This window comes from Sandaracinaceae bacterium (genome assembly GCA_016706685.1).
GTDB lineage: Bacteria > Myxococcota_A > Polyangia > Polyangiales > Houyiibacteriaceae > JADJJE01.
In genome coordinates this window covers 38,668-64,282 of sequence record JADJJE010000028.1, presented here as the reverse complement: position 1 = coordinate 64,282, position 25,615 = coordinate 38,668, and the positions used below count along the sequence as shown (strand labels likewise).

The 25,615-nt window shown below is 71.6% G+C and carries 18 protein-coding genes and 2 pseudogenes; 12 read left to right on the top strand and 8 right to left on the bottom strand.

Annotated elements, in window-relative coordinates; all coding sequences use genetic code 11:
• Positions 1–18: 18 nt before the first annotated feature.
• Positions 19–618 (bottom strand): tetratricopeptide repeat protein, encoded by a 600-nt coding sequence (locus IPI43_26595; GenBank protein ID MBK7777646.1) that lies wholly within the window; start codon positions 616–618, stop codon positions 19–21.
• 52 nt (positions 619–670) lie between these two features.
• Between IPI43_26595 and IPI43_26590 the strand changes: the two are divergent.
• From IPI43_26590 to IPI43_26580, 3 genes and pseudogenes are all read left to right on the top strand, one after another.
• Positions 671–1,870: pseudogene (locus IPI43_26590) on the top strand (amino acid deaminase/aldolase).
• A 25-nt stretch (positions 1,871–1,895) separates the two neighbouring features.
• On the top strand, positions 1,896–3,317 hold the full coding sequence (locus IPI43_26585) for an HAD-IG family 5'-nucleotidase (GenBank protein ID MBK7777645.1): 1,422 nt from the start codon (positions 1,896–1,898) through the stop codon (positions 3,315–3,317).
• Positions 3,304–4,195 (top strand): annotated as a pseudogene (locus tag IPI43_26580) (alpha/beta hydrolase). The gene IPI43_26585 and the pseudogene IPI43_26580 overlap by 14 nt, the downstream one beginning before the upstream one ends.
• A gap of 527 nt (positions 4,196–4,722) precedes the next feature.
• On the opposite strand, the gene IPI43_26575 reads toward IPI43_26580, so the two are convergent.
• Both IPI43_26575 and IPI43_26570 read right to left on the bottom strand, forming a co-directional pair.
• Complete coding sequence (locus IPI43_26575) at positions 4,723–5,391, bottom strand: hypothetical protein (GenBank protein MBK7777644.1); 669 nt, start codon at positions 5,389–5,391, stop codon at positions 4,723–4,725.
• 61 nt (positions 5,392–5,452) lie between these two features.
• The gene (locus IPI43_26570) at positions 5,453–7,402 is read right to left on the bottom strand and encodes an AgmX/PglI C-terminal domain-containing protein (protein ID MBK7777643.1); all 1,950 of its coding nucleotides are present in this window, start codon (positions 7,400–7,402) and stop codon (positions 5,453–5,455) included.
• A 142-nt stretch (positions 7,403–7,544) separates the two neighbouring features.
• Here IPI43_26570 and IPI43_26565 point away from each other — a divergent pair, with 142 nt between their 5' ends.
• Genes IPI43_26565 through IPI43_26555 form a run of 3 tightly spaced genes read left to right on the top strand, consistent with a single transcriptional unit; the run spans position 7,545 to position 11,827 of the window.
• Positions 7,545–8,687: a CoA transferase gene (locus IPI43_26565; GenBank protein MBK7777642.1), complete on the top strand. Its 1,143-nt coding sequence runs from the start codon at positions 7,545–7,547 to the stop codon at positions 8,685–8,687.
• A 29-nt stretch (positions 8,688–8,716) separates the two neighbouring features.
• A complete protein-coding gene (locus IPI43_26560; protein MBK7777641.1) occupies positions 8,717–10,240 on the top strand; it encodes a 4-hydroxybutyryl-CoA dehydratase in 1,524 nt (507 codons plus the stop codon).
• Positions 10,241–10,270: 30 nt separating this feature from the next.
• A complete protein-coding gene (locus tag IPI43_26555; GenBank protein ID MBK7777640.1) occupies positions 10,271–11,827 on the top strand; it encodes a biotin carboxylase in 1,557 nt (518 codons plus the stop codon).
• A gap of 18 nt (positions 11,828–11,845) precedes the next feature.
• On the opposite strand, the gene IPI43_26550 is transcribed toward IPI43_26555, so the two are convergent.
• On the bottom strand, positions 11,846–12,928 hold the full coding sequence (locus IPI43_26550; protein MBK7777639.1) for an SMP-30/gluconolactonase/LRE family protein: 1,083 nt from the start codon (positions 12,926–12,928) through the stop codon (positions 11,846–11,848).
• A 103-nt stretch (positions 12,929–13,031) separates the two neighbouring features.
• Here IPI43_26550 and IPI43_26545 point away from each other — a divergent pair, with 103 nt between their 5' ends.
• On the top strand, positions 13,032–14,006 hold the full coding sequence (locus IPI43_26545) for a hypothetical protein (protein MBK7777638.1): 975 nt from the start codon (positions 13,032–13,034) through the stop codon (positions 14,004–14,006).
• A gap of 1,216 nt (positions 14,007–15,222) precedes the next feature.
• Here IPI43_26545 and IPI43_26540 read toward each other — a convergent pair.
• The 3 genes from IPI43_26540 to IPI43_26530 all read right to left on the bottom strand — a co-directional run bounded on the left by IPI43_26540 (position 15,223) and on the right by IPI43_26530 (position 19,727).
• Positions 15,223–16,839, bottom strand: a complete 1,617-nt coding sequence (locus IPI43_26540; GenBank protein MBK7777637.1) for a GNAT family N-acetyltransferase — start codon at positions 16,837–16,839, stop codon at positions 15,223–15,225.
• A 73-nt stretch (positions 16,840–16,912) separates the two neighbouring features.
• Positions 16,913–18,499, bottom strand: a complete 1,587-nt coding sequence (locus IPI43_26535) for a GMC family oxidoreductase (protein ID MBK7777636.1) — start codon at positions 18,497–18,499, stop codon at positions 16,913–16,915.
• Positions 18,500–18,503: 4 nt separating this feature from the next.
• A complete protein-coding gene (locus tag IPI43_26530) occupies positions 18,504–19,727 on the bottom strand; it encodes a threonine/serine exporter family protein (GenBank protein MBK7777635.1) in 1,224 nt (407 codons plus the stop codon).
• Between the two features lie 82 nt (positions 19,728–19,809).
• Between IPI43_26530 and IPI43_26525 the strand changes: the two genes are divergently transcribed.
• From IPI43_26525 to IPI43_26505, 5 genes are all read left to right on the top strand, one after another.
• Positions 19,810–20,514: a pseudouridylate synthase gene (locus IPI43_26525; GenBank protein MBK7777634.1), complete on the top strand. Its 705-nt coding sequence runs from the start codon at positions 19,810–19,812 to the stop codon at positions 20,512–20,514.
• Positions 20,515–20,589: 75 nt separating this feature from the next.
• A complete protein-coding gene (locus IPI43_26520; protein MBK7777633.1) occupies positions 20,590–21,231 on the top strand; it encodes a DUF2135 domain-containing protein in 642 nt (213 codons plus the stop codon).
• Positions 21,232–21,239: 8 nt separating this feature from the next.
• A complete protein-coding gene (locus IPI43_26515) occupies positions 21,240–22,127 on the top strand; it encodes a WD40 repeat domain-containing protein (protein ID MBK7777632.1) in 888 nt (295 codons plus the stop codon).
• On the top strand, positions 22,055–23,797 hold the full coding sequence (locus IPI43_26510; protein MBK7777631.1) for a hypothetical protein: 1,743 nt from the start codon (positions 22,055–22,057) through the stop codon (positions 23,795–23,797). Before IPI43_26515 ends, IPI43_26510 begins: the two co-directional genes overlap by 73 nt.
• 107 nt (positions 23,798–23,904) lie before the next feature.
• Positions 23,905–24,879, top strand: coding sequence for a tetratricopeptide repeat protein (locus IPI43_26505; protein MBK7777630.1), 975 nt, complete (start codon positions 23,905–23,907; stop codon positions 24,877–24,879).
• A 16-nt stretch (positions 24,880–24,895) separates the two neighbouring features.
• Here the strand turns inward: IPI43_26505 and IPI43_26500 are convergent, their stop codons facing one another.
• Positions 24,896–25,615, bottom strand: a complete 720-nt coding sequence (locus tag IPI43_26500) for an RNA pseudouridine synthase (GenBank protein ID MBK7777629.1) — start codon at positions 25,613–25,615, stop codon at positions 24,896–24,898.

Below are 25,615 nucleotides of genomic sequence, written 5' to 3'. Positions count from 1 at the left end.
GGCGCAGACGCGAGGCTGTCAGTCGTCCTGGTCGCGCTCCTCGCCGTCGTCGTCGCCCGGGAAGACCTCGCCGCGGATGATGTTGAGCAGGCCCTCCACCTCGAGGCGCACCTCCACCTCGGGGCCGGTGGCCAGGAAGCGCTGCAAGAAGCCGTAGGCCGGCTTTCGCTCGCCCAGCTGGTAGTAGCAGAGGCCCAACAGGAAGAGGGCGTCCGGGTCGTCGCGACGCAGCGCGAGCGCCTGCTTGCCCATGCGGATGGCGCGGTCGGCGTGGCCCATCATGCGCAGGGTCTGGCCGGCGCCCACGCGGGCTCCCAGGTACTGCGGCGCCAACTGCAGCGCCTGCAGGTACCCCGCCAACGCCTTGTCCCAGGCCTCGCGCTCGTAGTGCGCGGCGCCCAGGAAGTGGAACGCGTAGGGGTTGCCCGGGTCGGCGGCGGCCACGGCCTCGAGCACCTTGATGGCGCCCGCAGCGTCGCCCTCGCGCAGCGTCTCGATGCCCTCTTCGCAGGCCTCCCAGCGCGCGGCGTCGCGGGCGTCCTTCGAGACCTCACCTCCGCCAGCGGCCTGCGGCAGGCCCTCCGAGTCGTCGTCGCGTGCGTCGTCAGCGTCCTGCATGGGCCGATTGTGGACCGCGCGAGGCACGCCGCAAGTGGGGTACCCTGCCGCGATGTCGCCCTTCCCGGCTTATGCCGCAGCCCTGCGCAACCTGCGGCTCCCCCTGGCCTATGTGGACCTCGCGCTCTTCGACAAGAACGCGGCCGACCTGGTGCGCCGGGTGCGCGCGGGCACGGGGCGCGCGCTGCCCATCCGCCCGGCCAGCAAGTCCATCCGCTGCGTCACGCTCATGGACCGCCTGCTCACGCGCGAGGGATACGCCGGGCTCATGTGTTACAGCGCCGGAGAAGCAGCCTGGCTCTCGCGCGAGCTGGCCCAGCCCACGCACCTCTTGGTGGCCTACCCCACGCTCGAGCGCGCCGACATCCGCGCGTGCCTGGAAGCGTGCGACGCGGGCGCCGACATCACGCTCATGGTGGACGACGCGGCCCACGTTCGCTTGCTGGGGCGCCTGGCCGAAGACTACGGCCACACGCTGTCGGTGGCGCTCGACCTCGACATGTCGCTCCGCCTGCCGGGCCTCCACTTCGGGGTGCGCCGCTCGCCGCTGCACTCGCCCAACGCGGCGCTGGACCTAGCCAGCCAGATCGCGGACCACGGCTCGCTGCGGCTCGACGGAGTGATGGGCTACGAGGCGCAGGTGGCGGGCCTGCAGGACGCGCTCCCCGGGCAGCGCGCCATGAACACGGCCATTCGTGTGCTCAAGCGCGCCTCCATCATGGATCTCCGCCGGCGGCGCTCCGACACGGTGGCCGCGCTGCACCAGGCCGGGCACCGGCTGCGCTTCGTGAACGGCGGCGGCACGGGCAGCCTCGAGGCCACCGCGCGCGACCACAGCGTGAGCGAGGTGACGGCCGGCTCGGGGCTCTACAGCCCCACCCTGTTCGACGGCTTCGCGCACTTCCACCATGCGCCGGCGGCGGGCTTCGTGCTGCCGGTGGTGCGCCGCCCGGCCCACGGCTTCGTCACGTGCCACGGGGGCGGGTACATCGCGTCCGGGTCGGCGGGCCCCGAGAAGTTACCCCAGCCCATCTACCCGGAGGGGCTGAGCCTGCTGCCCAGCGAGGGCGCGGGCGAGGTGCAGACGCCGCTGGTGGTGGCCCCGGGCACGTCCGTTGGCCTCGGCGACATGGTGTTCTTCCGGCACGCCAAGGCGGGGGAGCTGTGCGAGCACTTCAACCACCTGGTGCTGCTGGAGCGCGGCCAAGTGGTGGACGAGGTGCCCACCTACCGCGGCCAGGGGCGCAGCTTCCTCTGTGAACGTGTTAGACAGCGGCATGGAACTGCCGAAGACGCCCTCGACGCGTCGCATCTTCGTCAACCGCACGCTGAACCTGCGCAGCATCGAGGCCATCGGCTTCGACATGGACTACACGCTGGTGCACTACCGGCACGAGGCGTGGGAGCGCGCAGCCTATCGGCACGTGCGGCAGCGCCTGCTGGACATGGGCTGGCCGGTGGCGGACCTCGAGTTCGACCTGCAGCTGGCGCAGCTGGGCCTGGTCATCGACCTCGAGCTGGGCAACGTGGTGAAGGCCAACCGCTTCGGCTACGTGACGCGCGCCGCGCACGGGACCAAGCGCCTCGAGTTCGCGCAGCAACGCGACACCTACTCGCGCGTGCTGGTGGACCTGGCCTCGCACGGGCGCTGGTACTTCCTGCACACGCTCTTCGCGCTCTCCGAGGCGTGCCTGTTCATGCAGCTGGTGGACCTGCTGGACGCCGGCAAGCTGCCGCGCCCCATGGGCTACGCCGACCTGCACCGCCTGGTGCGCCGCGAGCTGGACGCCACGCACATGGAGGGCACGCTCAAGGCCGAGATCATCGCCGCGCCGGAGCGCTACATCGACGTGGACCCGGACCTGCCGCTGGCGCTCATGGACCTGCGCGCGGCGGGCAAGAAGCTGCTGGTCATCACCAACTCCGAGTGGTCCTACACGTCGGCCATCATGCGCTACGTGTTCGACCCGTATGTGGAGGACGGCACCTGGCGCGACCTGTTCGACCTGGTGGTGGTGTCCGCGCGCAAGCCCGCGTTCTTCGAGCAGCGCAACGACATCTTCGAGATCGTGAGCGACGATGGCCTGCTGAAGCCCGTGACGGGCGCGCTCAAGGCGGGGGGTGCCTACCTGGGCGGCAACGCGTCGCGCATCGAGGCGCACCTGGGGCTGTCGGGCGCCGAGATCCTGTACGTGGGGGACCACATCTTCAGCGACGTGGAGGTGAGCAAGACCCTGCAGCGCTGGCGCACCATGCTGGTGCTGCGCGAGCTGGAGGACGAGCTCGGCGCGCTGGGCGCCTTCGCCGAGAGCGACCGTGAGCTGGTGACGCTCATGAGCGAGAAGTCGGCCCTCGAGTTCCGCTACTCGTCCATGCGCCTCCAGCTGCAGCGCAAGACCAAGGGCTATGGCCCGCAACCCGAGGCCAGCAGCGGCGACATTCGCGCCGAGGTGCAGGCCCTGCGCGAGCAGCTGGTGACCTTGGACCAGCGCATCGCCCCGCTGGCGCGCGCCGCCGGCGAGCTGGTCAACCCCCACTGGGGGCCGCTGCTGAAGACGGGCACCACGCGCAGCCTGCTGGCGCGGCAGATCGAGCAGAGCGCCGATGTGTACACGTCGCGCGCGTCCAACTTGCTCCACGTCACGCCGTTCGAGTACCTGCGCTCGGGCGGGAGCAGCATGCCGCATGACGACTACTGACGTGAGCACCATCGAGGCGTGGGAGCGCGGCGGCACGTACACCACGTTCCGCGGGCACCGCGTGTTCTACCGGCGCGAGGGCAGCGGCCCTTCGCTGGTCTGCATCCACGGCTACCCCACGGCCGGCTGGGACTTCCACAAGCTGTGGCCCGCGCTGGTGGCGCGCTTCGACGTGGTGGCGCCCGACATGCTGGGCTTCGGCTTCACCGACAAGCCCGCCGGGCACGCGTACACGGTGGTGGAGCAGGCCGAGCTGCACCTCTCGCTGCTGGCCGAGCTGGGCATCGCGGAGGCGCACCTCTTGTGCCACGACTACGGGGTGAGCGTGGGCCAAGAGCTGCTGGCGCGGCACGCCGAGAAGCGCACGCCGCGCTTCCTGTCCATCACGCTGCTGAACGGCGGGCTCCTGCCCGAGATGCACCGGGCGCGCCCCATCCAGAAGCTGCTGGCGTCGCGCCTTGGCCCGCTGGTCTCACGGCTGTCCGGGCCGAGGCGCTTCAAGGCTTCGCTCGCCAGCGTATTCGGCCCCGACACGCAGCCCACGGACGCCGAGCTGTCACAGTTCTACGCGCTCATGGAGCGCGAGCGGGGGCAAGCGCGCGCTGGCCGAGCTGATCGCCTACATGGCCGAGCGGCGCGCGCAGCGAGAGCGCTGGGTGGGCGCGCTGCTAAAGACCCGTGTGCCGCTGCGCATGATCAACGGCGTGCACGACCCGGTGAGCGGCGAGCACCTGGTGGAGCGCATGGAGCAGCTGCGCCCGGGCATCGACACGGTGCGCCTGCCGGTGGGCCACTACCCGCAAGTGGAGGCCGCCGAGGCGGTGTTGGAGGCGTTCCTCGCGTTCACCTCGAAGGTGGATGCGCGCGTGTGCGTCTGACCACACCGGACGTTGTCGTTGTCGTGGGCGTGGGGGGGCGGGGGGGGGGGGGCCGGCGGGGGGGGGGGGGGCCCGGGGGGGGGGGGGCCCCCGGGGGGGGGGGGGGGGCGCCGCCCCCCCCGGGCGCCCCGCCGGGCCCCCCCCCCCCCCGGGGGGGCGGGCCCCGCCGGGGGGGGGGGGGGGGCGGCCGGGGGGCGCCCGGGGGGGGGCGCCCCGGGGGGGGGGGGGGCCGGGGCCCCCCGGGGGGGGGGGGGGGCCCCCCCCGGGGGCCGGCCGGGGGGCCCGCCCGGGGGCGGGGGGGGGCCCGGCGGGGGGGGGGGGGGGGGGGGGGGGCGGTGCCTCGGCGGGGGCGACGGGGGGGGGGGCGGCCGGCGCCGCGGCGGGGGGGGGGGGCCGGGGCGCCGCCCCGCCCCCCCCCCCCCGGGGCGGGCCCGCCCGCCGGCCGCGCCGCGCCCGCCCCCCCCGCCCGGGGGGGGGGCCACGCCCGACAACGTCAGATACCCCCCCGGCCACGGCGCGCCTGAGCACTACGGCGCGGCGGCGTCCAGCTGCACGGCCCAGCGCACGTCCACCACTCCGTCGAACGGGCGGAAGCGCATGTCCGAGAGCGCGTTCGAAACGCAGCTCACGCTCATGCCGAAAGAGCCCTCGCCGCCCAGCACCACGCCCGTGACCGAGCCGTCGTGGCCCTTGATGCGCGCGTCCAGGTAGAGCAGCCGCTCGGGTTGCAGGCCGCACGCCAGGAGGTCGCTGTATTGCTGCACGATGGCCTCGTCGAGCTCGGCCACCGAGGGAGGACCGCTGGGCTCCGGCAAGAGGGGCACGTCGGCCGGCGAGTCCGCACCCAGCACCGGCACCGCGGGCTGCAGGTCCACCACGAAGCCCGGGTCGCTCGGGCTGTTGGGATCGGGCTGACGGCACGCGGTCAGGCGCGCCTCGCGGTTGGCGCGCCTGCGGGCGGGCCGCCCGATGTTGCCGAAATTGGGCGAGCCGCCCGTGGCCGCCGCCGCGATGACGAGCACGCCGAGGACCACCACGGAAGCCAGTACACCACCGACGGCGCGCCCTGCAGCCCGGCCGCGCAGCTGGCGACACTGCTCGCGCTGCTGGGAACTCAGGCCCGCGAGGCACCCGGGGGCCGTCACGGCTAGGCTGAGGATGAGGAGCGCGCTGAGCGCCGAGCGGAGAGGTGTCATGTGAGGTTCGACGTTGCGGCTGCCCCCCAGCATACACCGGGACCGGGTAGCAGCAGCAGCGCTACCGATAGGCGAGGGTGAACGGATAGGTGACGGACACCAGTCCACCCCCGGTCTCCGGAAACTGCCAGGTGTAGACCTCACGAAGCACACAGCACCCGAGTGTGCCGGCCAGCTCCGAGTCCGCGAGCTGCGCGCCAATGACCGAGCCGTCAGGGCCGATGATGAACCGCACCCGGACCGTGCCCTCCACGAGGGGCAGCAGCGCGCGTTCATCCTCGTAGCAAGCACGCACCGCGTCGAGGTGGCCCCGAATGACGTCTCGGAGGGCATCTGGCGTGAGCGAAGACGGGGAGGATGGCTCGGCCGGGGAGTCCGCTTCTGGGGTGTCACCCGGGGACGATGCCGGCATGCTCGCGGGAGGCACGGTCTCGCACATTCGACGGCCGGCGGCCCCATAGGCGTAGAGCCCCGCGCGCCTCACCCAAGAGCCACGGCCGCTGTGCGAGAGCCCCATCAGCGCGACGCCGCGGTCGAGCGACTGCACACCACGCTGCACGTTGCCGGATTGGAGCTCGGCTAGGCCGAGGGTCACCCAACACTGCGCGCACGTGGCGTCCTCCGCGATGGCCAGGTGCGCCTCACCGAGGGCTCGCTGGAACTGAAGCAGGCTCAGCCAGGCGCGCGCGAGCACCTCATGCTCGAACGCGGTGCTCGCGCGCTGAGTGAGCGTGGTCAGCTCGTCGACGCGCAGTTCCGTCGCGGGGCGTGCACGCAGGCGCTCGATCGACTGCCCTGGCAATGGCGGGCTGGTGTACTCGTCCATCATGCGCAGCGCGAGCCGCGCAAACGCCACGGCGTCAGGGTCGTGGACTTCGCCGAGCGCGTCGGCGGCGGCCTGGGCATCGCCGCCTTCCGCATGGATGCCGCCTCGCAGCACGGCCACCTCCGGATGAGCCCAGCTCCCCGGCTCACGACGCTCGAGCGCATCGAGCGCTGCGAGCGCATCGCGGCGTCCCGCTTGCGTGTCCCAGGGCACGTGACTGGCCCAGAAGAGGTCTGCCTCACGCGCCGTCAACGCGCGCTCCGTTGCGGAAAGTGACGCCCCGGCGCCCGGGAGGGGGTACGTGGTGTAGCGCCGTACGTCGGCCTCGATGAAGCGCGTGTAGTGCGCGGCCACGGGCAGCTCGGCGAGGTGCCGCTCCCACGCCACCGGCTCCTCGACGCCCACGCTCAAAGCCTGCCGGTAGTCCACGAAGCCACGCCGAAGCTCCTGGGGTCCGGTCACGAGCACGGAGACCAGCGCCCAGGCGCTCGCGTAGTGCGCCGCGGTCTGGTCGGGGTCGTCCGCCACCCAGATTCCATCGGGAAGCAGTGCGCGCAGCGCGTCCAGACTCAACAGCCTGCCGCGGGGCACATAGCGCGTGAGAACGTCCCCAACGCGGCCCACTCTCCCGCCGAGGTCGTCGAAGAAGTAGGGCGGGACGCCGAGGCGAAGCTCCTGGTCGGCGACCTCGGCCGTGGAGAGCAGCTCGGCGAGCCCCTCGTGCAACCATGCCGGTGCTTGCGGCATGCAGCGCGCAATCAGACGATGCGTGAGCTCGTGGCGAAAGACCGAGCGCGTGGCGGCGGGGCTGTATTGCCACCGCAAGGCGAGCGTGGGCGGGCGGGGCACCACCCGCTGGGCATGAGCCATGTGCACGCCCCCGACACCCGAAAAGTCGTCCGGGACGAAGCGCTGAAACGAGCGGGGTTCGACCAGCGCGACCACATCGATGGGCCCCTCCTGCTGACGCTCCGCGCACGGGAAGAACGTCTCGACGAGGGCACGCCGGTCCGTCTCCATGGCGCGCAGCATGCGGTAGGCGTCGGGGCCCGCGCTGTCGGTGGTCAAGTGGATGGTGTCCGTGCGCGCGATGCGCAGGCTCACCGGCGCGCAGCCACCGAGGGCCAGCACGAGCACGAGCGCGCCTGGCAGGAGGCGTGGCGTAAGGGGCGTGTCGAAGCGCATGACTCCCAAAAGACTCGCGATTGGTGCCGGATCGCGCGTGTAGCGTCAAACGACATCTCGCCAGCCCATCTCCAATTCACCAGATGGTGACAAGCGTGGTAGCCTCCCCAGGCATGTACCCTAGGACACAGCAAAGGACACCATGTCTGGACCACTGAGCGGCCTCCGCATCCTCGAGCTGGCGGGCATCGGCCCGGGCCCCTTCTGCGGCATGATGCTGGCCGACATGGGCGCGGAGGTCATCCGCATCGACCGCCCCGGCGGCAACCCGTCGGCCTACGTGGGGCACAACGTGCTGTTCCGAAACCGCCGCAGCATCGCGCTGGACCTCAAGACGGAGGCGGGCGCGGCTGCGTTGCTGCAGCTGTGCGAGCACGCCGACGGGCTCATCGAGGGCTTCCGGCCCGGCGTCACGGAGCGCCTGGGCGTGGGCCCCGACGACTGCCTCGCGCGCAACCCGCGCCTGGTCTACGGCCGCATGACTGGCTGGGGGCAAGACGGGCCGCTCGCGCAGGTGGCCGGCCACGACATCAACTACATCGCGCTCTCGGGCGCGCTGCACGCCATGGGGCGCCGCGACGAGCAGCCCATGCCGCCCTTGAACCTGGTGGGCGACTTCGGCGGCGGCGGCATGATGCTGGCGTTCGGCATGGTGTGCGGCCTGCTCGAGGCGCAGCGCAGCGGCCAGGGCCAGGTGGTGGACACGTCCATGGTGGAGGGCTCGGCGGCCCTCATGGCCATGTTCTACGGCCTGCGCGCGCAGGGGATGTTCACGGACCAGCGCGGCACGCACATGCTCGACACGGGCGCGCACTTCTACGACACCTACGAGACGTCGGACGGCAAGCACGTGGCCATCGGCAGCATCGAAACCAAGTTCTACCAGCTGCTCATGGAGAAGGCCGAGCTCGACCCGGCCGTGTTCGGCAAGCAGCTGGACACACGCCGCTGGCCCGACCAGAAGGCGCGCCTCGCCGAGGTGATGCGCGGCAAGACACGCGACGAGTGGTGCGCGCTCATGGAGGGCACCGACGTGTGCTTCGCGCCCGTGCTGTCGATCGCAGAGGCGCCGCAGCACCCGCACAACGTGGCGCGTGAGAGCTTCGTGACCGTGGAGGGCGCGGTGCAACCCCGGCCCACGCCGCGCTTCAGCCGCACCGCGTCGGGCACACCCACGCCGGCGCGCATGCCCGGCACCGACACCCTCGCGGTTCTGCGAGAGTGCGGCTTCGATCAGAACCAGCTCGACGCGCTGCTCGCGAGCGGCGCGATTGCACAACTGTGAGCCGCACGGCGCGGAAGAGGTAGACGCACATGGACCAAGGGAACCCCACCAGCTGGCGTGAGCCCGAGACGGCCGAGGCGCGCTGGGCGCGCATGCCCACCATCACCAACGGCGCGGAGTACATCGAGAGCCTGCGCGGGCGCGGCACCAAGCTCTACCTGTTCGGCAAGCTGGTGGACGAGCCGGTGGACCACCCCATCATCCGGCCTTCCATCAACGCGCTGCGCGCGAGCTATGACCTCGCCGAGGCGGAGCCCGAGCTGGCCACGGCGCACTCGCCCATCGTGGGCAAGAAGGTCAACCGCTTCCTGCACATCGTGGAGTCGCCGGACGACCTGGTGGCCAAGAACAAGATGCAGCGGCGCATGGGGCAGCTCACGGGCACGTGCTTCCAGCGCTGCACGGGGCTCGACACCATCTCGGTGCTGCACTCGATCACGTTCGAGATCGACGCGGCCAAGGGCAGCGCGTACCACCAGCGCTTCCTGGTGTGGCTCGAGCAGCTGCAGCGCAAGAACTTGCTGGTGGCCGCCGGCATGACCGACCCGAAGGGCGACCGCAGCAAGCGACCGCACGAGCAGCTCGACCCGGACATGTTCCTGCACGTGACCAAGCGCACGCCCGAGGGTGTGTACATCACCGGTGCGAAGGCCCACATGACCGGCGGCTGGAACCAGCACTGGATCTGCGTGATGCCCACCATGAACATGACGGCGGCCGACCGCGACTACGCGGTGGTGGCGGCGGTCCCGGGTGACGTGGACGGCATCACCTACGTGTACGGCCGGCAGTCGTGCGACAGCCGCGCCATGGAGGGGGGCAGCATCGACGTGGGCAACGCCGAGTTCGGCGGCCAAGAGGTGCTGGTGCACTTCGACAACGTGTTCGTCCCCAACGAGCACGTGTTCATGGACGGTGAGTACGAGTACGCGCAGGAGATGGTGGCGCGCTTCACCGCCTATCACCGCGCCAGCTACGTGTGCAAGACCGGCCTCGGCGACGTGCTGATCGGCGCCGCGGCCGCGGTCGCGGAGTGCAACGGCGTCGAGAACGTGTCGCACATCAAGGACAAGCTGGTGGAGATGATCCACCTGAACGAGACCATCTACTCGTGCGGCATCGCGTCGTCGCACCAGGCGAAGCAGCTCCCGAGCGGCATCTTCATGAACGACGCCACGCTGTCGAACGTGTGCAAGCACAACGTCACGCGCTTCCCCTACGAGATCGCGCGGCTGGCGCAGGACCTGGCCGGCGGCCTGATGGTGACCATGCCGTCCGAGGCCGACTTCCGCAGCGAAGAGGTGGGCCCGCTCATCGAGAAGTACCTGCGCGGGCGCGGCGACATCCCCACCGAGGAGCGCATGCGCATCATGCGGCTGATCGAGAACATGACCCTGGGCCGCAACGCGGTGGGCTACCTGACCGAGTCCATGCACGGCGCAGGCAGCCCGCAGGCGCAGCGCATCCACATCCTGCGGGGCACCGACATGGCGGCCAAGAAGCAGCTCGCGCGCGATCTGGCGGGTGTTGCTCCGCGCGAGGAGGCAGAGTAGCTCCCGAGCGATGCTCGAGGAGACAGCCCCATGACCCAGAAGACGCGCCCCGAGCTGAGCGCGCTGTACGAGCGCCTGGCCCGCACCGAAGACGAGGCGCGCAGCGAGGCGGCGCGCAAGCGGCACGAGAAGGGCTTCCGCACCGCCCGCGAGAACCTGCACGACCTCGTGGATGACGGGTCCTTCCTGGAATACGGACAGCTGGCTGTCGCGGCGCAGCGCAGCCGGCGGTCCTACGAAGACCTGCAGCTCGAGACGGCGGCCGACGGACTCATCACGGGCATCGGGTCGGTCAACGCTTCGCTCGTGGGCGAGGAAGCCGCGCAGACCGTGGTCATCATCGGCGACTTCTCGGTGCTGGCCGGGACGCAGGGCTTCTACCACCACAAGAAGCTGGACCGCATGTGCGAGCTGGCCGAGCAGCTGGGGCTGCCCGTGGTCATGTACACGGAGGGCGGCGGCGGGCGGCCGGGCGACACCGACATCGCCACCGGCGTCTCGGGCCTCGACGTCGGCTCGTTCCTGAGCTGGGGGCGCCTCAGCGGGCAGGTGCCGCGTATCGCCGTGAACAACGGCTTCTGCTTTGCCGGTAACGCCGCGCTCTTCGGTTGCGCCGACATCACCATCGCCACCAAGACGTCGTACATCGGCATGGCTGGCCCGGCGATGATCGAGTACGGCGGCCTCGGGAAGCACGCCCCCACGGAGATTGGCCCCACCGAGGTGCAGGAGGCCAACGGCGTCATCGACATCGTGGCCGCCGACGAGGCCGCCGCCACCGCCGCCGCGAAGAAGGTGCTGAGCTACTTCCAGGGGCGCGTGGCCACCTGGACGGCGCACGACCAGAGCGCGCTGCGCGACGCCCTGCCGGACGACAGGCGCTTTGGGTACAACGTGCGGCGGGTCATCGAGACGCTGGCCGACGAGGGCAGCTTCATGGAGCTGCGCCGCCCCTATGGCCGCAACGTGATCACGGGCTTCATGCGCCTCGAGGGCATCCCCATGGGGTTGGTGACGAGCGACTGCCAGCACCTCGCGGGCGCCGTGGACGTGGTGGCCTCCGAGAAGACCACGCGCTTCGTGCAGCTGTGCGACGCCTTCGGGCTGCCGTTGGTGGTGCTCACCGACACCCCCGGCTTCATGGTGGGCATCGACAGCGAGCGACTGGGTGCGGTGCGCCGCATGTCCCAACTCATGGTGGCAGGCGCGGGCGTGAAGGTGCCCATCGTGAACATCATCCTGCGCAAGGCCTATGGCCTCGGCGCCATGGCGCTGGCCGGCGGGAGCCTGGGCAAGCCGGTGTACACGGCGGCGTGGCCCACCGGGGAGTTCGGCGCCATGGGGCTCGAAGGCGCCGTGCAGCTGGGCTACCGCAAGGAGCTCGAAGCCGTGGCGGACCCGCGCGAGCGCGAGGCGCTGTTCCAAGAGCTGCTTCGCAAGATGTACGCGCAGGGCAAGGCCACCGAGTCCGCGAGCTTCTTGGAGATCGACGCGGTCATCGACCCGGCGGACACGCGCAAGACCATCCTGCGGGCCCTGCTGGCGGCGCGGCGTGGCCGCGCCCGGGGTCAGCACCACCACGCCTAGGACGCGTCTGCGTCGGACTCACTGGGCGCGAACGCGGCCCACGCCGCTTGCCGAGAGGCTGCCGAAGTAGAGCGCCCCGCCGTGGTCGATGGCCGTGGTAGCAGGGCCGTAGGAGCCATCGTGCGTGGCGTGGCCCACCTGCAGCACTCGCCCGGTTCCGTCGATGCGAATGAACGAGGTGTACTCCTTCGGTGCGGGCTGCACCGCCTCGGGGAGCCGCAGGATCACACGGCGCAGGCTCGGCAGCGAGGCCGTGGCGTCCAGCACGGCGTCCCGTGGGGAAGGCAGCGCCACGAAGAAGCTCTGGCCGTCTTCGCTCCGCCGAATGTTGTCGCAGAAACCGGGCAGGTTCTCGATGACCGGAGCGTGCTCGCCGGCGCGCGGCCCCGTGAGCTCGATGCGCTGCACGCGGTACGCGCCCGTCTCGCACACCAACGCGAACGAACCGTCGGCCGACGCCGCCACACCGTTCGCAAAGAACAGCCCGCTGGTGAGCAGCGTGTTGGTCTGCGTGGCCGGGTCGTACACGAAGACGCGCCCGCGCGGGCGATGCTCGATGAGGTCGAGCTTCCACTCGTCGAGACCGAACCGGTCCGACGCATCCGTGAACACCAGACGCCCGTCCGGCAGGCGGTCCACGTCGTCCACGAACGCCATGTTGCGGCCTTCGTGGCTGCGGACCAGCACCCGGATCTCGTTGGTGGGCGAGACCGAGAGCAACCCACGGAGCGCATCGGCCACGTACAGCGTGCCATCGGGTGCGTAGACCATACCGAGCGGGCGGCCCTCGGTGTTCACGATGGTGGTCACCTGTCCGCCCTCCTCCAGCCGGATGATGCGGCCATCGAGCAGGCCCGTGACCAACCGCCCCTGCGCGTCGAAGGTGAGGGCCTCGGCGCCGGTCAGCTCGGGCACGAGACGGTCCTGCCGCGAGAGGTCCACGCTGGGCGCGAACGGGCCTTCGAAGCCCGGCGCAGGCGGCGCCGACCAGGCGACCGGGTCCGCGGGCACGGGGTAGAACGCGAGATAGGCGACCAGCGCCACCAGCACGAGCAGCGCGAGGTGCTTCAACGAAACGGACTTGCGGGGCTTGTCGCTCACGAGGAGGTTCTCCGAGGCGTAGGATGCGGCACGGAACGCCGGGCGTGGGGTAGGATCGACGCATGTCCCCCTCGACGCTAGTCCCCGATTCCGTCCGCGTTCCATGACCACGTCTGCGCTCGCCTTCGAGTTCGAGCTCCAGTCCGACGTGGAGTCCCTGGGTCCCGGCTCGCCGGTCATGGGCAAGCTCCACGTGCGCGTGTCGCGCGACGTGGTCCCCGAGTCGCTGGCGCTCCGGCTCGTGACGGTCACGGGGTCGCCGCAGGCGTCCAGCACGCACAGCCACGCGGCGACCTCACTTCCGGTGGGGTCGTGGCGCACAGGCGAGACGCGCACCTTCGACTTCTCGTTCGCCATCCCGGCGCAGCCTGCGTACTCACACGAAGGTGAGGTGGTGAGCGTGGCCTGGCACCTCGAGGCCGAGGCGCAGGTGCTCTGGGACGTGAACACGGTGTGGCGTCATGCGCTGCGCGTGGTCCCGCACGAAGGGTGGGGCCTGGACGTCCAGGTGGCCCCCACCAGCCTGCCCAAGCTGCGCATCGAGGAGCTGCTGGCCGGTGCGCTCACCACCTTCGTGGGGCTGGTCGCTGTGTTCTTCCTGGCGCCGCCCGCCGTGGTGGGAGGGTCCTTGTGCTTGATGCCGCTCTTGGGCTTCGCCGCACCGGTGGTGCTCAACCGGGCCCTCTTTCAGCGCGCGGGCCGGCCCCGCGTCACGGTGAAGGTGGAGTCCAGCATCGAGGGATACCGCGTGAGCGAGACGCGCGACCACTTGGCCTGCGCGCTCGTCGTGCCGAGCCGCGTGGGAGTTCGGCGCGCGAAGGCCACGCTCCTAGTGCGCGAGGGCGACGTGTTCGCGACGAGTGACTTCCCGCGGGGCGAGCGCTACCGCGCCGAGGTCAGCCTCGAGCGCGTGGGCGATCAGTGGCAAGGCCGCATGCCGCTCCCGCCGCGCGGCTCGCCCTTCTTCACCTTTCGTGGCGGCGAGTTCGGCCTGTTCTGGGAGCTCACGTGCAACCTCGAGGTGCCTCACGGACCGGATCTGGTCTTCGTGGAAGAACTCTTCGCGCGCCCGGTCTGACGCCAGCGGCGCCGCGGACGCAAAGCGGCGAAGGAGCGGCGCCCCCCGGCACCACGAGCGTGGCGTGCAGGAGCGCGCCGCGGCCCCGCGCGAACGGCCGGGCCCAGCGAGCAGAGGAGAGAGGCCCCGCCCCGAAGCCGAACCAGCCCACAGCATCGCCGCCGGGCGGCCCACGAGCAGAGCAGGCGGCGGCCGCAGCACCACGAGAGCCAGCGGCCCCGCGGCCCGTGCCGAGCGACACCCCCGACACCACGAGCACCCCCGGGCCGCCACGGCCCGCCCGCGGGCCCCGCCGTCTCCGCCCGTGGCCGGACCGTGCCCGACGCCACCGGCCTGCCACCACGGCATCCGGCGCCGGACCGACGCCGGCCAGAACACCCGGAAGCCCCAGCGCCCGCGAGCCCGGCGGGGGAGCTCACGCGAGCGGGCGGTCAGAGGGCGCACCGAGTCCGCAGCGACGCGCAGCGTGGCGAGACGCCCCGGCCCCCCCCGGCGCAAACCCAACGCGAGCCCGCCCCGCCGCCGGCGCCCACGGCCAACCCACGCCGCCCCGGACCCCGGCCAGGATCCGAAGACCCGCCCGGCCCGGCCCGCCCGGCCACCGTGCCCTTGCCTGCGCGCCACGGCCACCGCGGACGCCAGCACCGCCCCAGCCAGCGCCCCACCGAACCGGCGCAGAGCGCCACGCCCCGGGACCGGAGCGAGCCGCAGCCCCGCGCAGAGAGGCCGCCGCCGTGAACAGCGACAGACACCGCGCCCCGGGGCCCAACCACGGCTGCGCGCGGCACGTGAGGCCAGAGCCCGCCCGAGCGGCCCAGCACGGCACCCCGCGAGGCCGACCCGGAGGCCACAGCAGCAGCACCCGGGACCCGGCGGCCCGCCGCTGGACGCCGGGCCGCAGGCCGCGCCCCGGCCCCAGCGCACCGCCACCAGCCCCCCGCCCCCGCCGCCCCCCCCACGTCGCCCCACGGGGACCACGCCCCCACCCTGCGCCGCACCACGCCCTCGGCCCCGCAGCCGCCCGCTCCACCCCCCCCCGCGCAGCCCCCGGCGCGCCCGCGAGGAGCACGCGCCGGAGGCACGCCGCCCCGGCGGCGCGACCGCCGCCCCACCCGCGCGCGCGCCCCCGCCGCCCGACCCCCCGCGGCCACCCACGCCCCTCCGCACGCGCGCGCCCCGGGCCCGCCCCCACGCCACGGCGCGACCCCCCGGCGCCCTACTCGTCGTCGTCTTCAGGGGTTGGCCCAATGGGCTCGGCCTCCTCGGGATTGAGGATCTCGAGGTCGTTGCGCAGGTGCGCGTGGAACTCGAAGAGGTCCAGGCGCCGGTCCAAGCGCGGGCGCACGCTGCCGCTCGAGCGCGAGCGGTAGAGGTCGTGGATGTCCAGGTCGGCCACCAGCATGGTCTCCACGTTGCTGTCCGCCTCGGCGTGGATCCCGTCGCGCGAGAACTCGAAGTCGCTGGGCGTGAAGATGGCCGCCTGACCGTAGTGGATGTCCATGGCCGGCACGCTGGGCAGGTTGCCCACCATGCCCGCCGTCACCACGTAGATCTGGTTCTCGATGGCGCGCGCGTGCGAGCAGTACCGCACCCGCGCGTGGCCTTGCCGGTCGTCGGTGCAGTAGGGCACGAAGAGGATCTCCACGCCGGCGTCCGCCAGGTAGCGCGCCGCCTCGGGGAACTCGGAGTCGTAGCAGATCAGCACCCCGATCTTGGCCTTGGGGGTGGAGATCACGCGCAGCTCACTGCCTCCGTCGATTCCCCAGAAGCGCCTCTCGGCCGGGGTGATGTGCAGCTTCGGCTGGAACACCACGTAGCCGTCGGGGAACACGATGGGCGCCACGTTGTAGATGGTGCCCTCGCGCCGCACGGGGTGCGTGCCCGCGATGATGTGCAGCCCGAAGCGCTTTGCCAGCCCCTTGAACAGCCCCATGACCTCCTCTTCGAGGTCGCACAGGCGCGCGATGCCATCCTGCGCGGGCAGGTTCTTGAGCGAGGCCATCGACAGCAGCTGCATGCTGGTGAACTCGGGGAACACTACGAAGTCGGCGCGGTACTCCGCGGCAGTGGTCACGAAGTAGGTGATCTGCTCCGCGAACTCCTCGAACGACGCAACCTTGCGGACCTGGTACTGGACCGCAGCCACCCGCACCTTGCGAAGCTTGCTCTCGTCCTGCGCCTCGTAGTCCGGGTTGGTCCACTCGATGAACGTCGCGTGGTTCTTGCTGTTGGGGTCGATGATGTAGTTGCGCAGCAGCCCGCGCACGATGAACCCCTCGCGCAGCTGGAAGCTCAGCACCAGGTCTCGGATCTCCCCGGTCTCCACCGCTCGGATGTACTGGGCCGGCGTCATCTCCGCCGCGTGCTCCAGGTAGCCGTGGAGGCGTCCACCCGCGACGATGCGCCGCAGGTTGCGCTGGCGGCAGAGACGCCGACGCGCCTCGTAGAGCTGATGCCCAGCGCCCGTGCCGCGCGCGTCCGGGTCCACGTACACGTCCGCGCCGTACAGCGTGTCGCCCTCCGGGTCGTGGCTGTGGAAGTACCCGCCGTCCGTGATGCCGGAATAGGTGTGCGGACGGTAGTCGTCCGTGCCCATGCGCACGATCAGACTCGCGCACGCCCCGAGGAGCACCCCATCGCGCTCCACCACGATCTGCCCCTCGGGGAAGAGGCGGATGTGATTGGTCAGCTGCCCCTTGTTCCAGACCACGTTGTGTTCGGCCATGGAAGGGAAGCAGCGCTTGTTGAGCGCGATGAGGGTGGGGACGTCCTCCACGCGGGCGAGTCGGAGGGTGGCGGGACCAGCGGGGGTGTCGAACGTCCAGAGATTCATGGAGGCAGTGTGGAGGAACCCCATGCTGCTTCAAGGTCCGGCGTTCGCGCCCGTGACTTCTGCGCCGTGCCGGTCAGCGCGCCTTGGCCGGGAAGCGCGCGCCGAAGCGCTCGGCCAGCGCGGCGATGGTGAGGCTGGGGTTCACGCCCAGGTTCGCCGGGATGGCGGCCGCGTCCATGACGTAGAGCCCGGGGTAGCCGAACACCTCGTGGTTCACGTCGATGACGCCGTGCTCCGGCCCAGCCGCCATCACCGCACCACCCAGGATGTGAGCGGTGACCGAGAGGTTGCCCACGCTCTCCATGAGCGTGTTCAGCGGCGTTCCGTCGCTGGCCTCGGCGAAAGCGCGCGCGGCGGCGTTGGCCTGCGGAAGGAACGAGGGCGAGCGCTGGCCCTTGCTGATGCGCGAGACCAACCCATGGCGGAACCCTCGGAGCGCGGTGCGGCCGTAGGAGAAGCTGATCTCGTTGTCGGCGTGCTGCATGACGGTCAGCACGGAGATGCGCTTGTGCCAGTCGCGCCCACGGAACGAGCGCGTGCTCGTGAGCGGGTGCGTGACCAGCTGACGGAGGGTGCGCAGCGCCCGCGGGAGCGGCCTCTCGCCATCCACCAGCGGGCCCATGTACCAGCGCATGAAGCCGTAGCTCTCGGGGAAGCGGTTCTGTGTGACGTGCGTGTGCGCATCCGGGTAGAAGTGGCTCGAGATGGTGGCCCCCTTCGTGACGTCCACGCGCTCGTCGTTCGCGAGGATGCCCACGATGGCCTCGCTGTTGGTGCGCACGTGCTGCCCGAGCGAGCGCGGGAGCCGGGGCAGCGAGCCGTAGCGCTCTCGCGACGCGAACAGGATCTCCTGCGTGCCGAGGCTCCCCGCCGCGAGCACCACCTTGCGTGCGCGCAACGGTGCATAGCGCCGGCCGCGCTCCCACGGGTGGCGCTGATGGACGAGGTAGCCACCGCCCCGGAGCGGCTCCACGTGGGTCACCTGCCGCTCGGGGAGCACCTCTGCCCCGAGCCTACGCGCGAAGAAGAGATAGTTGCGGTCGAGCGTGTTCTTGGCGCCGTACGCGCAGCCGGTGATGCAGCGACCGCACTGACTGCAGCCGGTGCGCGCGGGACCCTCCCCGTCGAAGAATGGGTCCGGCGTGCTGCGCGTGGGGTCACCGAAGAAGATGCCCTGCGGGACGGTGTCGAACGTGTCTGCCACGCCCATGCGCTCGGCCGCGCCGCGCAGCCAGTCGTCCTGCACCCCGTGATAGGGGTTGGGCACCACGCCCAGCATGCGCCTCGCGGCGGCGTAGTGCGGCCGGAGTTCCTGCTCCCAGTCGGCGGACAGGTCGCGCCAGGCCGGGTCCTCGTAGAACGCGCGCTTGGGCTCGAGCAGCACGGCCGCGTACACCAGCGAGCCACCGCCCACGCCCACCCCGCGCACGATGCCCACGTGCTCGAACACGTCCTGCGCGAAGAAGCCCTTGAGGCCGAGCGCAGGGGCCCAGGCCAGCTTCTTGGGGTCGGCGCCCGCCGCGGCGATGTCCTCGTCGCGGAGCTCCCGCCCCTGCTCGAGCACGGCCACGCTCCAGCCCTTCTCGGCGAGCCGGAGCGCGCTCACGCTGCCACCGAAGCCAGAGCCGATGATGGCGATGTCGACGTCGAAGTGTTCCATGTGGCTAGAGCGCCTTGCGTGGCGGCAGGATGAGGTTGGCGAGCAGCAGCCCCGCCACCAGCGACACCGCCACCAGGCCCACGGCGAACGCGGTGTCCACGGCGGCGATCACGTCGCGGCGCAGGAACGACGCCACGCTGCGGAAGCCCATGCTGCCCGGGACCAACAGCAGGATGCCCGGGACCATGACCAGCGCGGCGGGGCGGTCGGTGATGCGCGCGAACGCGTTGCTGCCGAGGCCCAACACCAACGCGGCGACGGTGGCCGCCAGCGGAGGGCCGAGCGCGCCTCCGAACAGGGGGGCGGCCAGCTGTCCGGCCGAGAACGCCGAGGTGGCGACGAGGAGGGTGGGCAGGGCATCACGCACCTGCGAACGCAGCAGCACCATGACGGCGGGCAGCGCCACCAACAGGCCCACGAAGGGCCAGAAGGCCGCGCGCACGGGCGTGGCCAGCGGCGGAGGGGCCTCGGGGTACAGGCTGGCGATGAGCGCGCCGCCGAGCGCCACGCCCACGGCGATGGACAGGAACGACACCAGCGCGCCGGCAAAGCGCGCGGTGCCGGACACCAGGTGGCCCGTGGCGATCTCGTTCATGGCCGTGGTCAGCGAGAGTCCCGGCACCAGCATGTAGATGCCCGCCACGGTGGCCAGCTGCACGGCGAGCTCGGGCAAGAAGACACCCGCCGCCGCCGCGGTCACGGAGGCCACCACGCTGCCCAACAGCAGGAACAGCCGCGCCACGGGCTCCGCCCGCTCGGCCACGCGCTCGAGCATGCCCACCAGGAAGCCGATGCCCCCCGCCACCACGGCCTCGAGCGGACCGCCACCGAGCAACAGCGCCGCGGGCGCCGCCACCAGTGGGTGCACGGCCAGCCGCAACAGCGGGTGCACGCGCGGCTTGCGACCCACGATGGCGCGCAGCCGCTCGGAGCCCGCGTGGGCGTCCAGCTCGCCCCGCGCCACGGCGTTCACCAGCGCGTCCAGGTCTGCCAGCTTGGACAGGTCCTGCTCGCCGGCCTCGCTGCGCACCAGGAACGTGCGCTGCGCTGGCGGCGTTCCGAAGGCGATGAACACCGCCGTGGGCGTGCAGAAGTACTGCCCCTGCGTGCCAAGGCGCGCGCTCAGCGCCGCCAGCAGCGCCTCCACGCGGTGCGCGGGCTGGCCATAGACGTGCAGCGCCCGCGCGACGTCGATCACGAACGCTTCGTTCTCAGCCAACGTGCTCATCCGGGGGCGAGTGTACTCCGCGCGTGTCAGCACGGCCCGTGCACCGCTCGACAGCGTGCGCCGGCCAGCGCATGCCAGCGCCATGAGCGCCCCGCCGCCGCCCGCGCCCCGCCCCGAGATCGCCATCCTCTTCCAGGACGAAGACGTGGTGGTGGTCAACAAGCCGGCGGGGCTGATCGTGCACCGCGGTTGGGCACAGGACCGCGTGGTCATGATGTCGCTGGTGCGCAACCAGCTGGACCGGGAGGTGTTCCCCGCGCACCGCCTGGACCGCGGCACCAGCGGAGCGCTGCTCTTCGCGCTGCATCCCGAGGCCCTGCGCACGCTCAACAGCGCGTTCGAAGCGGGCAGCGTGGACAAGCGCTACCTGGCGCTGGTGCGCGGCCGGCCGGAGCCCGCCGAGGGGTTGATCGACTACGCCATTCCGCGCGGCGAAGAGGGCGAGCGCGTGCCGGCGCAGACCGAGTACCGCGTGGTGCACCAGCTGGCTCACTACGCACTCGTGGAGGTGCGCCCGCTGACCGGCCGGCTACACCAGATTCGGCGGCACTGGAAGCACCTGCGGCACCCCATCGTGTACGACATGCAGTACGGCCGCGGACGCTTCAACGCGCGCTGCCACGAGGACTGCGGCATCGAACGCATGGCCCTGCACGCGGCCTGGCTGACGTTCCCGCACCCACGCTCCGGGGAGATGACCCGGGTCACCGCGCCGCTGCCCGAAGACCTGGCTGTGCCCTTCGCGAGGTTGGCCATTCCAACGTCACTGCTGCCCCTCGACAAATGACCCCGATGTGGGGGAAGGTGGCGGTTCGTTTTGGCGTACGAGAGCGCTGACGCCCTCCCGCATCCAGGAGCCCGTATGAACACCTATCGCTTTGCCTTTCAGTCCACCACCACCATCCTGATGGCGCTGGCGTTCCTCACCACGGGTGGCTGCTACGTTCGCACCACCGCGCGCACCACCGGCCCCGGGGTCACCGTGCAGACCCAGCAGACCCAGACCCAGACGCCCAGCGGCGTCGTCGTGCTGGAGTCCAGCTGCGTGCAGGGCGCCCAGGAGATCTGCAACGGCCTCGACGACAACTGCAATGGTCAGATCGACGAGGGCTGCGGCTACTCCTCGGGCGACGTGCAGATCACGTTGGCCTGGAACACGGGCGCGGACCTCGACCTCTACGTGTACGACCCACAGGGCTCTCGCATCTTCTACAGCCAGCCGCAGGCCCCGAGCGGCGGCGTGCTGGACCAGGATGCGCGTGGCAACTGCAACACCTCGCAGGCCAACAACCGCATCGAGAACGTGTACTGGGGCGGCGTGCAGCCCCCGAGCGGGCGCTACACGGTGGAGGTCCACTACTGGGCCGGCGACCAGTGCAGCTCCAACGCGGGTCCCACCACTGGCGTGGTCAGCATCTCGGTGGGCGGCAGCATCCTCGGCACCTACCAGCTCATGCTGGCGGCCGATCAGCGCGCCACCTTCGCCACCTTCGACATTCCCTGAGGTCTCCCATGCGCGCTCCTGAAAAGGGTTGTTCCACGAAGCTCTCGACGCGGGGCGGTGGGGCCGCCCTCTTCCTGGCGGCGCTGTCGCTCGGCTGTGGGGGGTCCACGCCGGTGGTGACCACGCCGGTGGAGTTGCCGCCGGCGGCGCGCAACCTGCTGAACACGGACGACCTCGCGCCGCCCATCGTGCGCGAGGGCGGTCCGCTGTCGCCCGTGCGGCCCGTAGCGCGCACGGCCATCCGCCGGCAGCTGGTGAGCGCCGTCTTCTCGCCGGATAGCAAGCGGCTGTTCGCCATCAGCACGCACGGCGAGCTGGTGGCCTACGACGTGGAGAGTGGCGCGCTGCGTGGCTATGCGCGTCCTTGGTACGACGGAACGTATCCGCAGCTCCAAGTGGACCGCAGTGGCTCGCGCGTGATGACCGTGAGCCCCGACCGCGCGCCCGTGCTGTGGGACCTGCACTCCGACACGCTGCGCACGGTGCCGGCCCTCGAGGGCTGGCAGGTCTACACGCTGGTGGCGCTCCACCCGAGTGGAGACCAGGTGGCGCGCGCCATGCCGAGCGCGGACGGTCTCGCGGTGGTGACCACCCGTCTCGATGATGGTCGAGAGCTGCGGGCCACCCTCCCCACCCACCTGGACGAGCCGGACGCCACCGTCACGAGCTACTCGCCCAGCGGCGCACGCCTCGCGCTGATCACGGACCTCGGCACCACGTTCACGTACCTGAACGCTGCCGATCTGAGCGTGGTGCGCCATGAGAGCCTCCTCGAGGAGAGGGCCAGGTTCCCAGCGGCGACGCGGACAACGACGGGTACCGGGTGGCCTTCCGCCCTCACGGCGGTCAGCTCGCGCTGGGTCGTCCCGGCCGCGTGGAGCTGCTGGACTCGCTGACGGCACGCGTGCGCGCCGATGCCCCGCTGAGCGGCGCCCGCGTCCGCCTCGACTACAGCGCCGACGGTCGTTGGCTGGTGGCCAGCAGCAGCGACGAGATCGTGGTGCTGGAGTCGGAGTCCGGGCGGGTCAACGCACGGGTGCTGCTGTCGGACGCTGGCCTCGGCCCAGACGACTACGCCTCCGTCAGCGCCGTGCTGCCCGGGGACGGCGGCTTCTTCGTCCTCACGCAGAACGGCGACGCCCTGTTCTTCGACGCTGCCGGCGCGTCGCAGCCGCTGCCCGACACGGCGCCGCGCGACTATGGCGTGACCGCCCTGCTCCACTCGCCCAACGGCACTTGGCAGTTCCACGTGAGCGACGTGCCCAGCATCACGCGCGTGGGTGAGACGGAACCTCACACCCGGTTCGTGCAAGATGGCTCGCAGGTCAGCATCTGGGGGGCGGACTTCAGCGTGGATGGCCGCACGCTGTTCACGCGGTCGCGCAACGGCGTGTCGCGCTTCGGGGCCGACGGCATGCGCACGCTGGGCTGCGGCAACGAGAACCCACCGCAGCGCGCGGGAGACGGCCAGATCGTTCAGCTCAGCAACTATGGAGGCTGTCTCTTCGACCGCGACGTGACCGTGCGCGAAGGCCACCTGTCCACGCGGGATGGGCGCGTGACCGCCAGCCGCGAGGACGGACACGTGAGCGTGCTGCGCGAGGGCAATGACCGTGCGGTTCGCATCGCCTTCGCCCGTACGTCGCGCGTGAGCTGCGGGGGCGAGGACGGATGCCTGCAGGCCGGGCAACTGGCGTCCGACGGCGCGGCGCTCGGGTTTCTGGACGCCACGCGCGACGGCTCGCAGCGCGAGACCTGGTGGGAAGTCTACGACACTCGCACCGGGCGCCTGCGCGCGCAGGGCACCCGCCCCGACGGCTACTTCGGGCTGCGCATGTTCGCGGCGGGGGCGTTCGGGATCAGCGGCGAGAACACGCTGACGCTCTACGACGCGCGTGGGCGCCAGCGTCTGGTGTTCGAGAGCGTGTCCAGCTCGGCCACCTCGAACGACGACCGGTTGCTGGTGGTGCAGACCACGGACCGCGTGGTGCACGTGGTCGACACGGTGGCGCTGCGCGAGCGCGAGACCTGGACCGCCCCCGGCATGCTGGCGCTCGTGCGCGTGACGCCCGACGGGCTGCGCATCGTGGCGCGCGAGGATGCCACCGCCGTGGTCACGTCGCTGGATGGCGCTGTGCAGCACCGCATGCCGGTGTGGCAGGACGACGTGAGCACCAACTTCGCGGGCACCTACGTGCTCACGTGCGAGGGCGCGCGCGCGGTGCGCGTAGACGCCCGCACCGGAGAGCAGGTGGACTTCGCGCCCTGTGAGGGCCGCCCAGACGCCATCTCCGAAGACGGCACGCTGGCCGTCATGACGGTGGGCTCGTCCACGCGCGTGCATCGCCTCTCGGACGGACGCGTGCTCACCCTCGAGACGCTGGTGGGGCCCGTGCCTGCCGTGCTGGTGGCCTACGACGACACGGGTCGCTGGGACCTCAGCCACCTGGACGCCGAGAGCGTCCGCATCCGCGCCGCTGGCCCGGGTGAGACGGCGCCGCTCGACGCCCCCGACGCGGCCACTCGCACGGACGGTCTCATCGGCCTGTTCCTGAGCGGTCAGTAGCGCTGGCGGTTCCATGCGGCGCCCACCTCGGGGGCCTGCTTGACCGAGAGGCAAGGCAGACCCACCTTGGGCGTCCCTCGGGGCTCGACCGCCCCGCGGTGGACACCATGCACTACGACGACGACATGCCGGACGATCCCGTCGCAGACCAGCTGGATGCAGGCTGGGAGCGAGTGGCGGAGGGTGACCTCGAGGGGGCGCTGGCCGCTGCGCTGGCTTGCCTCGAGGTGGCCGAGGTGCCCGAGGCCCACAACCTGCTGGGCTACGTGCGCGCCGCCCAGGGCGACGTGGAAGCGGCCCTGCGGCACTACAAGAAGGCCATCGCGCTGGACGAGTTCTTCACCGAGGCGCTGCTCAACGCCGCGGAGCTGCTCATGCACCCGCTCCACCAGATCGACGAGGCCTGCCGGTTGATCGACCTGGCCATCGAGCACGCCGAGTCCCCCGACGCGGCGGCCGACGCGGTGCTGCTCAAGGTGGAGGCGCTGCTGCAGGGCGGCGACCACGAGCGCGCCATCAAGGCGCTGAAGAAGCTGCCCGAAGGGCCCTTCGAGAACCCCGAGCTCGAGTTCCTGATCGGCCGCGCGTACTTCGAGGTGGGTGACCTGGACGCCGCTGGAGGGCGCATCCAGGCCGCCGCGCGCGACAACCAGATCAACCCCGAGGTGTTCTACTACCTGGGCCTGTGGCTGGACGCGAAGGAAGACCGCGCGGGCGCCACGGTGGCGTTCCTGCAGTCGCGTGACCTGGACGGGTCCACGCCGCCGCCGCCGTGGAGCACCACGCGGCCCATCTTCGAGCGCCGCCTGCGGGGCGCCATGAAGAAGCTCACCGAGCGGGTGTCGGCCGCTCTGGAGGGCGCCCTCGTGGTGGTGGCCAACCTACCCGGCCGCGAGGTCATCGCCGAGGGCGTGGACCCACGCCTGTGCGCGCTGGCCGACGACGTACACGACGGCAAGGTGGGGCGCCTGTTCGTGTATCAGCGCAACTGCGAGCGCATGGGCAGCTCGGCCGAGTCCATCGAAGACATCTGCGCCGAGGCCATCGAGCGCGAGGTCAACGCGGCGCTCGACGCCACCTGAGGCAGCTCACGGCCGCTCAGGGGAGCGCTGTGCCACCAAGGCCTCGATACGCGCTCAGCCAGTCGGCCGGCGGGTCTAGCGTGAGCTCGATCTCGCCGGTGCCGCTCGCCACGTTGGGCAGGCGCAGCGCGGCGCAGTGCAGCATGGTGCGCCGGGCCGTGACGACACGACCATCGGGCGCCGTGGCGCGCGTGGGGCCGCCGTAGACCTTGTCGCCGAAGAGCGGCGCCCCGGCGGCGAGCGCGTGCACCCGCAGCTGGTGCGTGCGGCCCGTCTCGGGGAACAGGTGCAGGAGCGCGCCGAGGGGCATGCGCTCTGCCACCAGGAAGCGCGAGCGGGCGGCCTTCTCCTGCTCACCTTGCCCAGCCACGCGCTTGCGGCGGTCGCGCGGGTCGATGGAGATGGCGCTGTCCCAGGCGCCCTCGCTGGCCTTGGGTGGCGTGAGCGTGAGCGCGATGTAGCGACGCCCATAGCGCCCGTCGGCACGTGCCTGGCGCAGCGCCTCGGCCGCCGCCGGCGTGCGCGCGAACGTGACCAGCCCGCTGACCTCGGCGTCCAGCCGAGAGGTGGCGTGCAGTCGCTGTGCCTCCGGGTCCAGCAGCTGTGCGCGCTTCACCAGGCAGTCCGCGTCGTCGGGTGTAGTGGTGGGCAGGCCGCTGGGCTTCGCCAGGATGAGCAGCGCGGCGTCGCGATGCACCACGCCCACGCCGTTCACCCACTGCGAGACGGCGCTCAT

Excerpts from the sequence above, each read along its gene's own strand:
- IPI43_26595 (MBK7777646.1), bottom strand. The coding sequence starts at position 618 with ATGCAGGACGCTGACGACGCACGCGACGACGACTCGGAGGGCCTGCCG.
- IPI43_26585 (MBK7777645.1), top strand. The coding sequence starts at position 1,896 with ATGGAACTGCCGAAGACGCCCTCGACGCGTCGCATCTTCGTCAACCGC.
- IPI43_26575 (MBK7777644.1), bottom strand. The coding sequence starts at position 5,391 with ATGACACCTCTCCGCTCGGCGCTCAGCGCGCTCCTCATCCTCAGCCTA.
- IPI43_26570 (MBK7777643.1), bottom strand. The coding sequence starts at position 7,402 with ATGCGCTTCGACACGCCCCTTACGCCACGCCTCCTGCCAGGCGCGCTC.
- IPI43_26565 (MBK7777642.1), top strand. The coding sequence starts at position 7,545 with ATGTCTGGACCACTGAGCGGCCTCCGCATCCTCGAGCTGGCGGGCATC.
- IPI43_26560 (MBK7777641.1), top strand. The coding sequence starts at position 8,717 with ATGGACCAAGGGAACCCCACCAGCTGGCGTGAGCCCGAGACGGCCGAG.
- IPI43_26555 (MBK7777640.1), top strand. The coding sequence starts at position 10,271 with ATGACCCAGAAGACGCGCCCCGAGCTGAGCGCGCTGTACGAGCGCCTG.
- IPI43_26545 (MBK7777638.1), top strand. The coding sequence starts at position 13,032 with ATGACCACGTCTGCGCTCGCCTTCGAGTTCGAGCTCCAGTCCGACGTG.
- IPI43_26540 (MBK7777637.1), bottom strand. The coding sequence starts at position 16,839 with ATGAATCTCTGGACGTTCGACACCCCCGCTGGTCCCGCCACCCTCCGA.
- IPI43_26535 (MBK7777636.1), bottom strand. The coding sequence starts at position 18,499 with ATGGAACACTTCGACGTCGACATCGCCATCATCGGCTCTGGCTTCGGT.
- IPI43_26530 (MBK7777635.1), bottom strand. The coding sequence starts at position 19,727 with ATGAGCACGTTGGCTGAGAACGAAGCGTTCGTGATCGACGTCGCGCGG.
- IPI43_26525 (MBK7777634.1), top strand. The coding sequence starts at position 19,810 with ATGAGCGCCCCGCCGCCGCCCGCGCCCCGCCCCGAGATCGCCATCCTC.
- IPI43_26520 (MBK7777633.1), top strand. The coding sequence starts at position 20,590 with ATGAACACCTATCGCTTTGCCTTTCAGTCCACCACCACCATCCTGATG.
- IPI43_26515 (MBK7777632.1), top strand. The coding sequence starts at position 21,240 with ATGCGCGCTCCTGAAAAGGGTTGTTCCACGAAGCTCTCGACGCGGGGC.
- IPI43_26505 (MBK7777630.1), top strand. The coding sequence starts at position 23,905 with ATGCACTACGACGACGACATGCCGGACGATCCCGTCGCAGACCAGCTG.
- IPI43_26500 (MBK7777629.1), bottom strand. The coding sequence starts at position 25,615 with ATGAGCGCCGTCTCGCAGTGGGTGAACGGCGTGGGCGTGGTGCATCGC.